At 60.9% G+C, this 13,173-nt stretch carries 10 protein-coding genes and 1 tRNA gene; 3 read left to right on the forward strand and 8 right to left on the reverse strand.

From position 1 onward, the window contains the following. Positions 1 to 33: 33 nt before the first annotated feature. From ACFQJC_RS10305 to ACFQJC_RS10320, 4 genes are all read right to left on the reverse strand, one after another. A complete protein-coding gene (locus ACFQJC_RS10305; RefSeq protein ID WP_390223246.1) occupies positions 34 to 1,515 on the reverse strand; it encodes a DUF7289 family protein in 1,482 nt (493 codons plus the stop codon). 177 nt (positions 1,516 to 1,692) lie between these two features. After that, positions 1,693 to 3,735 carry a type II secretion system F family protein gene (locus tag ACFQJC_RS10310; protein WP_390223247.1) on the reverse strand — a complete coding sequence of 681 codons (2,043 nt, stop codon included), beginning with the start codon at positions 3,733 to 3,735 and terminating at the stop codon, positions 1,693 to 1,695. Then, on the reverse strand, positions 3,736 to 6,960 hold the full coding sequence (locus ACFQJC_RS10315) for an ATPase, T2SS/T4P/T4SS family (RefSeq protein ID WP_390223248.1): 3,225 nt from the start codon (positions 6,958 to 6,960) through the stop codon (positions 3,736 to 3,738). Positions 6,961 to 7,161: 201 nt separating this feature from the next. Next, positions 7,162 to 8,337 carry a low temperature requirement protein A gene (locus ACFQJC_RS10320; protein ID WP_390223249.1) on the reverse strand — a complete coding sequence of 392 codons (1,176 nt, stop codon included), beginning with the start codon at positions 8,335 to 8,337 and terminating at the stop codon, positions 7,162 to 7,164. 225 nt (positions 8,338 to 8,562) lie between these two features. Here ACFQJC_RS10320 and ACFQJC_RS10325 point away from each other — a divergent pair, with 225 nt between their 5' ends. Then, the gene (locus tag ACFQJC_RS10325) at positions 8,563 to 9,609 is read left to right on the forward strand and encodes a right-handed parallel beta-helix repeat-containing protein (RefSeq protein ID WP_390223250.1); all 1,047 of its coding nucleotides are present in this window, start codon (positions 8,563 to 8,565) and stop codon (positions 9,607 to 9,609) included. A 396-nt stretch (positions 9,610 to 10,005) separates the two neighbouring features. Here the strand turns inward: ACFQJC_RS10325 and ACFQJC_RS10330 are convergent. Together ACFQJC_RS10330 and ACFQJC_RS10335 are read right to left on the reverse strand one after the other, a co-directional pair. Further along, positions 10,006 to 10,078 (reverse strand) — tRNA-Arg (locus ACFQJC_RS10330). 84 nt (positions 10,079 to 10,162) lie between these two features. Then, positions 10,163 to 10,417, reverse strand: coding sequence for a Sec-independent protein translocase subunit TatA/TatB (locus tag ACFQJC_RS10335; protein WP_390223251.1), 255 nt, complete (start codon positions 10,415 to 10,417; stop codon positions 10,163 to 10,165). A gap of 107 nt (positions 10,418 to 10,524) precedes the next feature. On the opposite strand from ACFQJC_RS10335, the gene ACFQJC_RS10340 reads away from it, so the two are divergent. Next, complete coding sequence (locus ACFQJC_RS10340; protein ID WP_390223252.1) at positions 10,525 to 11,031, forward strand: redoxin domain-containing protein; 507 nt, start codon at positions 10,525 to 10,527, stop codon at positions 11,029 to 11,031. A 71-nt stretch (positions 11,032 to 11,102) separates the two neighbouring features. After that, on the forward strand, positions 11,103 to 11,915 hold the full coding sequence (locus ACFQJC_RS10345) for an HD domain-containing protein (protein WP_390223253.1): 813 nt from the start codon (positions 11,103 to 11,105) through the stop codon (positions 11,913 to 11,915). A 42-nt stretch (positions 11,916 to 11,957) separates the two neighbouring features. Here ACFQJC_RS10345 and ACFQJC_RS10350 read toward each other — a convergent pair whose 3' ends face one another. Together ACFQJC_RS10350 and ACFQJC_RS10355 are read right to left on the reverse strand one after the other, a co-directional pair. Continuing rightward, the gene (locus ACFQJC_RS10350; protein WP_390223254.1) at positions 11,958 to 12,857 is read right to left on the reverse strand and encodes a mechanosensitive ion channel family protein; all 900 of its coding nucleotides are present in this window, start codon (positions 12,855 to 12,857) and stop codon (positions 11,958 to 11,960) included. Positions 12,858 to 12,862: 5 nt separating this feature from the next. Further along, on the reverse strand, positions 12,863 to 13,111 hold the full coding sequence (locus ACFQJC_RS10355) for a YhbY family RNA-binding protein (protein ID WP_390223255.1): 249 nt from the start codon (positions 13,109 to 13,111) through the stop codon (positions 12,863 to 12,865). Positions 13,112 to 13,173 lie beyond the last annotated feature (62 nt).

A 13,173-nucleotide genomic window follows, 5' to 3' on the forward strand; every position in this document is an offset into this window, starting at 1 on the left:
CAGTCGAGAAGAAACGCGACCCACATCCAAACTTCAGAGCGGAGTTGCCACGACTTCGTTCACAGCGACGTGAATTGCGAAGTTCTCCGGCGCACTCACACTTCCTTTCTCGGTGATGGTGAGGAGGACGACGGCGTCGTTGTAGTCGGGGTCGTCGCTACTGTCCGCGTTATCGGGGTCCGCGTTCTCCTTAGACAGTTCGTAGAGGAACACGAACTCGTTCTCGTCCAGTTGGACGTATCCGCTGTCGTCGATTCTCTCTTCGAGAATCTCGGTCAGATTCCGCTGTTCTGGACCCGCGGCCGAGAAGTCTGGTACCTTGTCACCGTCTTCGAGGATGACGAGGTTCCCGCTGTTGCTGGTCGAACTGATCTCGATTCGCTCGTTCCCGACATCGTCACACCGTTCTTCGGTGTACGTCGTCCCACTGTACGTGTTTGTGACGCCCGTCTCGTCGTAATCGTTGCAGGTGTACGACGTCGCGTAGACGGAGATACTGACACCGGTACTCCGGTCGAACGAGTAGTTGAAGTGTTCACCTTTCACCGGGTCGTTCAAGTCGTCCTCTTCGGGGTCGATTGGGTCGTCGAGATCGCTATCGTACCACGGTGTCTTCGAACTGCCGTTGATTGAGATTCGGAACGTCGTCGGGCCGTTAATCTTGTTTCCGCCACTCGTCCCCGAGAGTTCGGTCCCCAGAACTTCGACGGTCGCGGTGAGCGCCTCGTCCGATGTGACGGTGTTGTTGGCCTGATTGATGTACGCGGAACTTCCGGCGGTTTCGAGCAAGATGCTCGCCGTCTCTTCCGAGTCGTTCACTGTGACCGTTCCGTCGTCGAAGTGGGTCTCGAAAAAGCGACCCCAGGCAGTGTAGTAATCGCTTTGGATAGTTATCGTCGCGTTGTCCGGCGGGTTACACTGCGGGTCGGTGAAGACGCCTTGGAACGACTGCGTCTTCGTCTTCGACTGTGCCGAATCCTTCGTCACCTGAAGTTTGTTGATTTGGCCGTCCGCCTTCCCCGATACGTTCACGAGTTGGAAACTGAACGTTCCGTTCGTGTACTGCATGTTTGGGGGGGAAAGCATGACCGCACCACTCTTCGACATTTTCCAGACACCGCCGGCTTGATACGCGACGGTGTCTCCGTCGTTCGCCTCGGTCTGTATCGTTCCGAACGAGAGGTCTCCAGTACAGACGTGTGAATCGTTCCGTATCGTTATCTCCATGCTGCCGTCTTCGGTCACACTGGTCACCCCCCGAATTTTACTGTAATCGAGCGTGTGCGCGTCGTTCGTACTGAATGCGACCTGACTCAGACGAGCGTCCGACTCTCGCATCGCAAACTCTGCGGTCTGCGTATTCGCAGCACCACGAAGCTCCGAGATTGCCGTCGAACCGAAGTAGGCGATACCGATGCCGCTGAACACGACGACGGAAATCAACAACACGTACCCAATGACGGTCGCTTGCCCCCGAGCTGACTTCGGTAACGTATCCGTCGAGGGGAGTGTCATAGATTCGTGTACGTCAGACTCGGACATTAACTTATTTGCCGACCTTCGATTGTCTTCACTCATCGACGCACACTCCTGTTCGAACAGGGAACACTCGATTACGCTGCCTCCGACAGTCCCGCGTCTGTGGGGGCGCTCCCGTTCGAGATTGGCTGTCACGCCGATTCTCGACGCTGGTCATCCAACCACCGTCCACACGGCCAGCGCGAGCGTCTGGAGGATGACGACGAACTTGACGCCCGCAAGTAGGTTCGCGTTTCGGATGTAGCCGCTGATGAACCCGGACAGCACCGCCTGAATCGTCACGCCGTGGAAGAACAGCAGCGACAGCAAGTCGGGGTCGATAGCGCCGCCGAAGTTCGGACCGCCGGTCGCCGCTCCGCCCGAACCGGAGGCTTGCGAGGTCAACCCGGCCATCACGTCGAGGAACTGCGTCTTCAGGATGGCCATCACGGCGAGGAGGGTCACGTAGGTCATGAGGATAATCGCCACCTGCATCCGCGTACGGGAGATTCGCTCGCGCATGATGTCGTCCTGGTTCTCGGACGCCTGTGCGGCAGTCGAGAGGACTTCCGTAATCTGACTGGAGGCCTCCTGTGCCTTTGTGATGAGTTTGACCGTCCGAGCGAGACGCGGAATGTGGTACTTGTTGTTGAACTCGATGAGCGCCTCTCGGAGGCTCATGCCGTAGTGGACCTTCGCGTACATGATGTCGAACTCGTCGGCGAGTTTCCCCGAGGAGGTATCGGAGACGGTCTTGACCGATTCGAGGAGCGTCTGACCGGTGTCGTTCGCGCTGGAGAGTTTCCGGAGGTTGTCGGAGAGTTTGCCCGTAATCGCGTTCCGCGAGTGGACGTTCCACTCGTGGAAGAACGTGAGCGGGATGGCGATGAGGTAGATGGGCACGTACATCCAGATGAACGTCCCCCACACGGGGTTCGCAATCATTCCCTCCCACGTCGTCGGCGCGGTCCCGCCGAGCACGCCGAAGGCGAGGAGGACGAGCGCCGCAGGAACCGTCAGCGTGAGGGTGAAAAGTGGGTGCTGTTTGAAGAACAGGTGGGGTTGCCGGAGCAGTTCTTTCGTCTTGAACGTCCCTTCGCGGTCTTTGATACGCGAGAAGAGACTGAACTCACCGACGTACGACTCGATGAGTCCCATGTGGATGAGACCCTCTCGCTGTTCGCCCTCCAGTCGGTCACTGCTGTCGGCGGGGCGGAGATAGCCGTCACCCAACTCGTCTTGTTTGACCGTCGAGACGAGGACGAGAAAGCCCACGCCGGTCAGCGGAATCAGGCCGTACACGGTCGCATAGAGGAGCGATTGCTGTGCCTCGCCGAGCATGCTCATGATGACGAGGATGATGATGAGCAGGAGGGGAAACAGCGAGAGCGTCATGTACATCTCGCCGAACAGCTCCATCGTTTCGAGGGTCTGTTCTTGCTGTTGTTTGGCCGTCCGCAGGTGTTTGTCCTTCTTGTCGTTGAGGAAGCCCTGCATGTCGCCACCGGAGTTGACGATAGAGAGCATGTCCGTGAGGAACTGCGAGAGTTCGTCCGAGGGCGTCGTAATCGCTTGCTCGCGGATGGCGTTTCGGTAGTCCACACCGAAGTACTCCGTCTCCTGGACGATGCTCTGGAACTCGCGGGAGACTTCGCCGTAGGTGTCTTCGGCCATCGCCATCGCCTCCAAAATCTCCAGTTGGTTCAGCCCACCGACCGACAGCGCGTACATGAACGAGATGGCGTCCGACAGAAGCATGTTAATCTCGCGTTTGCGTGCCGACGCCGTCGAGTAGGGAATCGCAACGAGTGTCCCGAATCCGAGTCCGAACCCAATCGTCCCGAAGACGACTCCCGAGATGATGATTGCGGCCGGTTTGGCGAGCGAGCGAAGCATGTCCGCCGTCGCTTCGCTCGAAACGGGAATGCCGAGGCTCAGCGAATTTGCGGAGAGGAGTCCGAGTGCGAACAGGCCGTAGCCGACGAGCATGCCGAACAGCCAGAGCGAGAGTCCGACGAGGACGCCGACCGCGAGCGCCCGCGACAAGTAGAGTTCGACGGTGTCGGGCATCCGCGCCTGCTTGAGTTTCGTATCGAGGTCATCGACGAACTCGCCGTCTTCGTCGAACAGCAGTTGGAACAGCGGGTAGAACGCATCGCCGAGCGCGTCGGTACCGCGGTCGAGTCCCGAAGAGTTGTCCGCATCGACGTTACTCATCTACTCGTCCTCGACTGTCGTCTCGTCCTCGTCCGCCGCACTGGTCTCGTCTGCCGCATTCGTTTCGTCTGCCGCATTCGTTTCGTCTATCGTCTCGAACTCGCTCTCGTCCGAGTCCACGTCGGGTTCGGCGGCTTGGAAGCCGCCCCACTCGTCCGTGTCGCCACCCTCGGCGTCGCCGCGCGACCCGTCTTCGAACGCCTCGAAGAACTCGTCGAGGTCAACGTCGTCGTCGGGTGCCGGGAAGTCGGGGCGGTCTCCCGGAATTTGGTCTTCGAGCGCATTCCAGAGGTCTTCGTCCTCTCCCGATTCGAGTGCCGGCGTCTCATCGGCGGTGTCGCCGTCGATCGACGACGGCCCGTCTTCGCCTTCGAGTTCGGACGGCGAGTCGCCGGCATCGAGACCGGCACGCTCGTCGCCCTCGTCGAGGCCGGGGTCGGCCGTCCGCTCTTCGAGTGCCGTGAGTTCGTCGCGCGCGCCGGGTTCGGCCTCCACGTCGGGTTCGGACCCCATGTCACCGAGCGCGTCCGAGACGTCGCCGGTGGGTTTGTCGCGGTACTCGGGGAACAGTTCTTCTTCCGCGCGCTTGAGAATCTCTTTGGCGAGGTTGAGGACGTGTTCCGGCGGTTCCGGCCGTGGGACCATCGCCTCGCTCTCGGGGTCGATGTCGATGTGGACCGACTCCATCTCCCGGAGGTCTTCGAGGCTCCGTTCGAGTTCGTCGTTCGCCATCAGGCCGATGATGGTGTCCTGGTCGTTGATGAACGCCTGGAACGTCGCTGCGACCTGCGTGTAGGTGTTGAGACCGTGGACGATGAGGTACGCGAGGACGACCTCTCGTTTGAAAATCTCCAGTTCGAGCGTGTCCTGGTCCCACCCGCGGTCGAACTTAATCTCCTCGACGGTGTTCGACGCACCCATCTGGAGGAACTCGTCGGTTTCGGCTTGCCACTGGTAGACGTCTTGAACGTTGATTTCGTCGTTCTCGGGGTCGTAGTGGTTGATTTCGGTGAGCGACTTGTTCCGTCTGACCTTGTTGCCGCCGACGCGCGTCGAGGTCTGAATCGACACGAGGTCGAGCGCCGTGAACATCGTCTTCGAGACGTTGATGGGGGCGGTGGTAAACCGCTTCAGCACCTCGCCCACGGAGTCCGCGTGGAACGTCGTGTAGGTGGTGTGACCCGTGGACATGACCTGGAACAGCGTCCGGCCCTCCTCACCACGAATCTCACCCATGACGATGTAGTCGGGGCGTTGACGAAGCGCCGCTTCGAGCAGGTCGAACTCGTCAACGTCGCCTTTGTCGTCGTCAGCGAACGACGGCCGGGTGACAGAGGCAATCCAGTTGCGCTGTGGGAGTTCGACCTCGCGGGTGTCTTCGATAGAGACGATTTTCGTGTTCGACGGGATGAACAGCGACACTGCGTTGAGCGAGGTAGTCTTCCCGGATGCCGTGCCGCCCGCGAAGATGAGACTCTTGTCGTTCTCGATACAGAGCCACAGGAACGCCATCTCTTCGAGCGAGAACGTACACCAGTTGATGAGGTCGATTGGGGTGAAGGGAACGTCCTTGAACTGACGGATGGTGTAGTTGGTCCCGTGGTCCGAGACTTCCTTGCCGAGTGTGAGTTGCGCACGCGACCCGTCGGGGAGCGTGGCGTCCACTTGCGGGCGGCGCTTCGAGATACCTTTCCCGGAGCGCTGGGCGAGTTTCACGACGAAGTCGTCGAGTTCGCCCTCTCCGTGGTAGACGTTCGAGATGATTTGCTCGTAGTCGGAGTGGTAGACGAACACCGGCGAGTTGTAGCCGTCACACGAGATGTCCTCCACGTTGATGTCGTGTTTGATGCCGTCGATGCGCTCGTAGCCGATGAAGTCGCGCCGGAGGACGTACTGAAGCTTCAGCACTTGGTACTCGGTGAGGACCGACGAATCGTCGGCGAGGACCGCGGATTCCGGTCGGGCCGCGATTCCTTCGATGCCGCCGAGCGGTTTGTCCTCGCCGGTCCGGTGCCCACTTCCGCCGAACATCCCACCGAGACCGAGGCGTTCGCCGAATCCGGTGAGGAACCCGCCGCTCGCACCTGCGTTGGGGGACGTCACGTCCACCGCCTCGTCGGACGCATCGGCGTCCGAATCGTCGCCGAACACGCCGCCGAGACCGAATCGGTCGAGGAGACCCGGAGCGTCGTCAGCGTCTGATTCGTCGTCGCCGAACGAGGGGGCAGGGCCGTCGTAGAGATCGTAGCGGCCGAGGAGTTCGTACGTCTGTGCTTCGATGACCGCTGCGCGGTTGTCGGCGCCGCTGACGATGCTGTCGTCGTTGTACTTGATCGCCGTCCGTAGCTTGCCGGTGAGGAACTCCGTGAGGTCGTCCTCGATACGGTTCAGATACGGCTCGACGAGGTAGTACTTCGTCTCGTTCTCCTTCGTGGAGTGGAAGATAATGACGAACGCATACGGTTTGTTCACCCAGTAGCGTTCGACCTCTTCGAAGTGCGATTTCTTCTCCTGTGCGACCGTCTTTTCGAGGTCGTACCGGTTTGCGAGCGTCGTCGTGCCGTCGGCGCTCGTGAAGAAGTCGTCTTCGTCGAAGTCGGTCTTGACGTTGACCGTGCGCTCTTCGACGAGTTCCTCGACTTCCTCGGCGCGTTGGGTCCCGTGAGCGAGCACGGCACCGATGTTATCAGGGTCGAATCCGAGTGCATCTTCGGCGTCGAAGCGGACGATGTCTCCGTTCTTGTCGCGCGGGCGCGAGCCGTCGTCTTCGTAGTAGTACTCGCGCTTGTAGTGCTCCCACATCCACTCGTCTTTGACGACGGGCGTGGTCTCGGGGTCGCAGAACGCTTCGAACTGCTCGTGAATCTTCGTCGCGTGCGCGCCGCGCTTTCCGACGAACGTTTCGACGTCTACGGGGTGAAAATCGAGATACGATTCGGGGTCGAGCGAGACGTCTTGCCAATCTCGGCGCGTTGGACGCTCGATAGTCTCTTCTTCGGAACTGCCCCACCGCGAACTACCCGGTGCGTCGGTGCGCGTCCGCGGGTCTGTCCCGTACAGTGCTTCGATATCGCCGCGTTCGCCAAACTCGTCGAGAAAATCCGCCCACGAATAGTCGCCTACGCGGGCGTTTGACGCGTCTGCGTGGACGCCGGAGTCCACGGGGTGCTCCGTCTCACCCTCCAACGGCTTGGGGTCGGATGCTTCGGCGTCCTCGGTTGCCATGCTCTCGGGATATTCGGGGCAGTGGAAAAGTCTTTTTCTCGGATAAATTATATTTTAATGAGTGTTTTAAGTTGTCTTTTTATACCCCTTTATGAGCAAGGTCAGTATTGGTAGTCTACCAAGTTCGTAGATTAAACCAACCATTTACCAGCAATCTGGCGGCGTTCACGAGGTGATTGCACTCCAGTTATCGAGTCACCACTATCTCGACGGGGCTTCATCGGCGGGCGGGGTGGGTCGAGTCACCCATCGCAAGTCGCGGCCCGCGAGGGCGACGAGCACACCCGTGACCAGTAGGACGAACGGGGCGGGCGTCGAGAGGAAGACGGTCACGACGAGAATCGCGGCGGCACCGACGAGCCACTCTCCGACCGTGCGACGCTCGACGGCATCGACTGCACCGTGGGTCACGCTCGCCCCGAGGAGAAAACTCGCAACGCCACCGCCGAAGGTCAACCGCTCCAACAGCGTGAGACTACCGCTCTCTCCGGCGGCCACGATAGCTACCAACGCGCCCGCCCCCGTCGCGGTGATACCGAGTGCGACTCCGAAGTGGCCGTAGGTGTAGCCCATTCCGGCGAAGAAGTCGAACTCACCGCGGACGAGGTCGGTAATCGTCTCTTCGCGGACGTGCGCGAAGTAGATACGCCAGAACGAGACGGCCAGCAGGAACGCGGCGGCGGCGGTCACGACGGCCGGAACCGACCACTCGGTGTCCGCGATACCCGAGATGACCGCGACGACGACTTCGCCCAAGACGATGATGGTGAACAGTCCGAACCGCTCGGGCATGTGTGAAATCTGCTGTGGGCGTTCGGTTACGGTGAAGTAGGTCGCCGCCGGCGTGGCGACTTCGATGACGATACCAATCCCGATGAGCGTGAACTGGAGGGTGCCCGTGACGAACAGGCCACTCACCCAGAACAACGCCCCCAGTCCGTAGAGTGTGAGATACCGGCCAGTGAACTCCCGAACGGTCGGATTCGCCCGCCATGCTTGCCAGTAGAGGGCGAGCAGAACCACTCGCAGCGCGAGATACGCGACGATGAACGAACCCAACTGCCCCGCGAGCGCGTCGTGGAGCGTCGTCGCCAACGCCGCCACCCCGAACATGGCCAGAAACAGTCCGATTCGGCCCGCGCCCTCTTCACCGAAAAGGTCGGCGTAGTACGAGAAGTTCATCCACACGAGGAACACGGGGACGAACAGGCCGACGAACGCCACGAGTCGAAGTCCCGTCACGTCTGCGGCGAGGTCGTGTGCGAGTTCGGCGACGGCGACGACGAACACGAGGTCGAAGAAGAGTTCCAACCACGTCGCGTGTCGCGCCTCCTCGCTCGTTTGGAGTATCGGCGGTGCTACTCGGGGAAGTCGCATAGTGAGAGAAGGGGGTGAACGCGGTTAGCGATAGTGGAGTTCGTACAGCACGGCAAGAACGTCTCCGTCCCCTGTTCGACACCGTAACGTCTCTATCTGGAAGGAACGACTATGCGAATTTACGTCGAATATCCGTCGTCAATGCCCTCCGAGAGACCGGTCGAGAAAGCGGTGACATCGGGCGCGAGGAGTACCAGACGTGGCGCTCTTAAGCGAATCGCAGCGGTGGGAACGCTCGTGGGCGGGATTCCGACGGCGGTGTCGAGCGCCGCGGCGACGAACGCTGAGTCCACCCGAATCGACTCGCCGACGACCATCACAGAACCCGGGACGTACCTCCTCGAATCGAACGTCGATTCGTCGGAGGACGGTCCCTGTATCGATATCCAGTCGAGTGACGTGACGCTCGATGGACGGGGATACGAACTCGTCGGGACGACTACTGGGGAGTCGATCGGTGTGCGAATCGGGAGCGACGACGGCCAACTCAGCAACGTCGGCGTCAGAAATCTCGTCGTCTCGAACTGGAACGACGGGGTTCGGCTCCAAAACGTGGCGGACTGCAGGCTCACCGACACCTACCTGAGTCTCTGTGAGTCGGCGGTGGTTCTCCGGAACTCGGCGGCGACCATCGAGTCGAACTTCGTCGAAGACTCGGATGGCGGAATCCTCCTCCGCGACCGTTCACGAGGCCGACTCGTCGATAACACGGTCAAATCGAGTCGGAACTCCGCAATCGGCCTGTTCGACTCGACGGCGGAGATTCGCGGCAATCTCCTCGCCGAAGGCCGCCAGTCTGGAATCGCGCTCTCGGCGAGCGACGACTGCACGGTGGTCGAGAACGTCGCGCGCGGGAATCGAACCGGTCTCTCACTCACGCAGGCGTCTTCGAACAACGACGTGTCGGCGAATAGCTTCGTGCACAACGAGTCTCGCGGCGTGTCGCTCGAAGGCCAATCTGGTCCCGACGACGACTCCACCAGCGGTAACCGCGTCTCCAACAACGAAATCACGGACAACGGCGGCGACGGCGTATTCCTCGGCGGCGTGCGGGAAAGCGAGTTCGTCGAGAACACCATCAGAGATAACGGTGCCAACGGGGTCGAACTGGTCGATAGTGGCGCCAACCGATTCGTCCGCAACGTCGTCTGCGACAACGCGGGCGAGCAACTCGTCGTCGGAGGCGACTCGAACGTCTTCCGCAACAACGTCACCGACTGTCGGGAGGAGTTGGTGTGTGAGGTTCCGGTCGATGATGAATTGGCCGCGTAGTTTGGTGAAATATCTGGGATTCGAGCCTCAGTCGCTCACGTCGTTCGCTCCCTGATTCGAATCCCGCGGTGCCGTTTTCACGGCTCTGGCGTTCGCCGAAAAACGGGCGTGACGGGAGTCCCGTGAGTAGCACGAACGGGACTCAGGAGCGGCCGCTGAACGAACGCAGTGAGTGAAGCGGGCGCGACGGGAGTGCAGCGATTTACGCTGCACGTCGTGAACGAAGTTCACGGGATTCGAACCGTGCCGAGACTCGCTTCGCTCGTCTCGTCGGGTTGCGAACCCGCCATGCCGGTTCGCTCGTCGCTCTGCTCCTCGCTGTACGGGCATGGCGGGAGTCCCGTGAGTAAGACGAACGGGACTCAGGAACGCCCGCGAAAGAACGAAGTGACTGAGCGGGCGTGACGGGATTCGAACCCGCGATCGAGAGGTTAGGAACCTCTCGCCCTATCCACTAGGCCACACGCCCCACGGAGAGTTGTCTCCGTGGGTGATAAAAATCGCGTGGTTCGACCCCTGTGGGGGCCGTGGAAACAGGAAGATGGAGCTGCGGTTACTGCTCTTTCGCCGTCGCCGACTCGGTGGATACGTCGCTCGTTTCCTCTTCGTCGTCGTCAGTATCCATCTGCTTCAGTTCGTCTTCGATTTCTTCACGTCCACGTTTGAACTCGCCCATTGCCTGTCCAGTCGATCGTGCAAGCTTCGGAATCTTGTTCGCCCCGAACAGCAGCACGAGTACGAGGAGGACGATGAGCAGCTCCGGCCCGCCCGGGAGACCCGGGAACAGGGGGGTGATGGTCTCGAACATCGCTGTTTCTGCGTTACCCAGTGGCAATTATAGGCTTTTTGCTCGCTGGCTCCGATTCGTACCGCTATCGATGAAGGTAAATCTGTTTGACCAAAGAGTACCGGTGTATGGTATCTGTCGGCGATGATGCACCCGATTTCACGGCACCGAAAACAGCTATCGACGGCGACATCGAGTCGTTCACGCTCTCCGAGAACCTCGACGACGCGCCGCTCGTCCTCGCGTTCTTCCCCGCGGCCTTCACGGGCACGTGCACCACCGAGATGTGCACCTTCCGCGACCAACTCGCCAACTTCGAAGACGTCGGTTCGACGGTCTACGGCATCAGCATCGACACGCCCTTTACGCTCAGCGAGTTCGCCACGAAACACGACCTGAACTTCGGTCTCATCAGCGACACCAACCGAAACCTCATCGACGCCTACGACGTGGAGATGGACTTCGCCGACCTCGGCGTCTACGGTGTCGCAAAACGCGCCGTCTTCGTCGTCGATGCCGACGGCGAGGTCACCTACTCGTGGGTCAGCGACGACCCCGGCGTCGAACCCGACTACGAGGCGGTCGAGGAAGCGACCCGGCAGGCCGCTCAGCAAACGACCCAGCAGGCATCCTAACGAACTGACACCGCACGACGGGGCAGACTGTAGCCCCAGTCCTTTTTTGTCCGTACTGCGACTGTAGCCTGATGAGCAAATCTGAAGATACGATCAACGGTGGCCGCGTCTACGATCCGGATGCAGACCACAACTTCCCCGACCAGAAGCTCAACGAAGTCCTCCCCGAACTCCTCGAAGACGAGGAGATAAACGTCCTCCTCGAAGCCCAGAACGTCAACGCGGTCGCGCGCAAGGGCTACAACGACCACGGGCCCAAACACATCGAAATCGTTCGCAACCGAGCACTCCGCCTCTACGACTTGCTCAAAGGCGGCGAGTGCGTGTTCAACGGTGCGCGCGACCAGGGACTCGACGAAGCCGACGAAGCCGTCATCATCGCGCTCGCTGCGCAACTCCACGATATCGGCCACATCGTCCACCGCGACAACCACGCCTACTACTCGATTCCCCTCGCCGCGGACGTGCTCGACCGATTCCTCCCGCAGTTCTACGACGTGGCCGACACGGTGCGCATGAAAGCCGAAGTCCTCCACGCGATTCTCACTCACCACCGCGAGGAAGACCCGCTCACGCTCGAAGCGGGCATCATCCGCGTCGCCGACGCCCTCGACATGGAGCGCGGCCGGTCGCGCATCCCGTACGAGAAGGGTGGCCGCGGCATCAACACGCTCTCCAGTCGGGCCATCAGTAACGTCTCGCTCGAACCCGGCGAACAGTCGCCCGTGCTCGTCGAAATCGAGATGGTGAACGCCGCGGGCGTCTATCAGGTCGATAACCTCCTGAAGGCGAAACTCGACGGCTCCGGGCTGGAAAACTACGTTCGAATCGTCGCGGTCAACACGCGGTCGGAAGACCAGTTGGTCGAGCGTATCGAGTTATAAGAAAGCGGGCGTGGGAGACCCACGCATCGACGAGTCGTTCTCTCAGTCGTTCGATTGGACGACGTGGTCCATCCCGGCGACCGTCAGTTCGCCGCTGAGCGTGCGGTTCGGGTACGGGATGTCGATTCCCTCGGCGTCGAACCGCTCTTTGACGGCCGTCACGTACTCGCCGCGCGTCTTCACGAAGTCGGCGCGACTGGGTTGGGAAATCCAGATGCGCGACTTGAGGACGACCGACGAGTCGCCGAGTTCCGTGAGCCGAACCGACGGTTCGGGGTCGGACATGACTCCCTCGTGGGCGCGTGCCTCTTCGAGGATGATGTCGGTGGCGAGGTTGATGTCGTCGTCGTAGCCGATGCCGAACGGCACCTGCAGGCGGAGTTTGTCCTTGGCGACGGGGTTCTTGATGACGCCGTCGGTGAGTTGCGAGTTCGGAACGGTGAGCAGTTCGTTGTCGAACGTCCGAACGCGCGTCACGCGGAAGGAGATGTCCTCGACGACGCCCGAGTTACCGTCCCATTCGATCCAGTCGTTGATGCGGAACGGGCGGTCGGTGAAGATGAAGATGCCAGCGACGAAGTTGGCGATGACGTCCTGCATGGCGAAGCCGATAGCGAGCGTCGCGGCCGCACCGATGGTCGCCAGCGACTGCAAGATGCTCGGGAACCCTGCGAACCGGAACCCGGCGGCGAGCGCGATGAAGGCCATCACGAGCGACGTAATCTTCATCAGCGGCTTCTTCGCGTGTTCGTCCGCGCCGCGGCGGTCGAGCCACCGGCTCAGGACGGACGAGACGACGGCCTTGCCGACGACGTAGACGACGGCGAAGCCGAGGACGAAGCCGAGAATCGCACCGAGCGCACCCGAGTACGGGATGCCTTGGTTTGCGAGGAACTGACCGACTGGCCCGCCGTCTCCCTGGAGTAATTGCAGTGGGAGCATGATGGTTATCGGTGATAGACCGCCGTCTTCCCGCGTGTCTCTATCAGTTCAGCGTTGACTCGCTCGGCGAGGTCCGCCGCGGTCTCCTCGACGGTCGTTCCACCGAGGGCGGCCCGAAGGAACTTCGCCTTCACGAGATTCCGCTCGGCGAGTTGGTCGTTCAACTCGCCGACGACTGCCTCGATGCCGCTTTTGCCAACCCAGACGGTCACGTCGAGGTTGTGAGCCTCTTTCCGAAGGTCCTGCGTAGTCATGTGTAGCTAGCACTATGTCGCAGGCCCCTTCAATACTAAGTCTTCGGGCGCGGCGGGAGGCG

It is taken from the genome of Haloferax namakaokahaiae, assembly GCF_042663225.1.
Classification (GTDB): Archaea; Halobacteriota; Halobacteria; order Halobacteriales; family Haloferacaceae; genus Haloferax; species Haloferax namakaokahaiae.

What these genes read in the sequence shown, in the direction of transcription:
- ACFQJC_RS10320 (WP_390223249.1), bottom strand. Translation starts at nt 8,337, where the DNA reads ATGCGACTTCCCCGAGTAGCACCGCCGATACTCCAAACGAGCGAGGAG.
- ACFQJC_RS10355 (WP_390223255.1), bottom strand. Translation starts at nt 13,111, where the DNA reads ATGACTACGCAGGACCTTCGGAAAGAGGCTCACAACCTCGACGTGACC.
- ACFQJC_RS10310 (WP_390223247.1), bottom strand. Translation starts at nt 3,735, where the DNA reads ATGAGTAACGTCGATGCGGACAACTCTTCGGGACTCGACCGCGGTACC.
- ACFQJC_RS10335 (WP_390223251.1), bottom strand. Translation starts at nt 10,417, where the DNA reads ATGTTCGAGACCATCACCCCCCTGTTCCCGGGTCTCCCGGGCGGGCCG.
- ACFQJC_RS10305 (WP_390223246.1), bottom strand. Translation starts at nt 1,515, where the DNA reads ATGACACTCCCCTCGACGGATACGTTACCGAAGTCAGCTCGGGGGCAA.
- ACFQJC_RS10315 (WP_390223248.1), bottom strand. Translation starts at nt 6,960, where the DNA reads ATGGCAACCGAGGACGCCGAAGCATCCGACCCCAAGCCGTTGGAGGGT.
- ACFQJC_RS10340 (WP_390223252.1), top strand. Translation starts at nt 10,525, where the DNA reads ATGGTATCTGTCGGCGATGATGCACCCGATTTCACGGCACCGAAAACA.
- ACFQJC_RS10350 (WP_390223254.1), bottom strand. Translation starts at nt 12,857, where the DNA reads ATGCTCCCACTGCAATTACTCCAGGGAGACGGCGGGCCAGTCGGTCAG.
- ACFQJC_RS10345 (WP_390223253.1), top strand. Translation starts at nt 11,103, where the DNA reads ATGAGCAAATCTGAAGATACGATCAACGGTGGCCGCGTCTACGATCCG.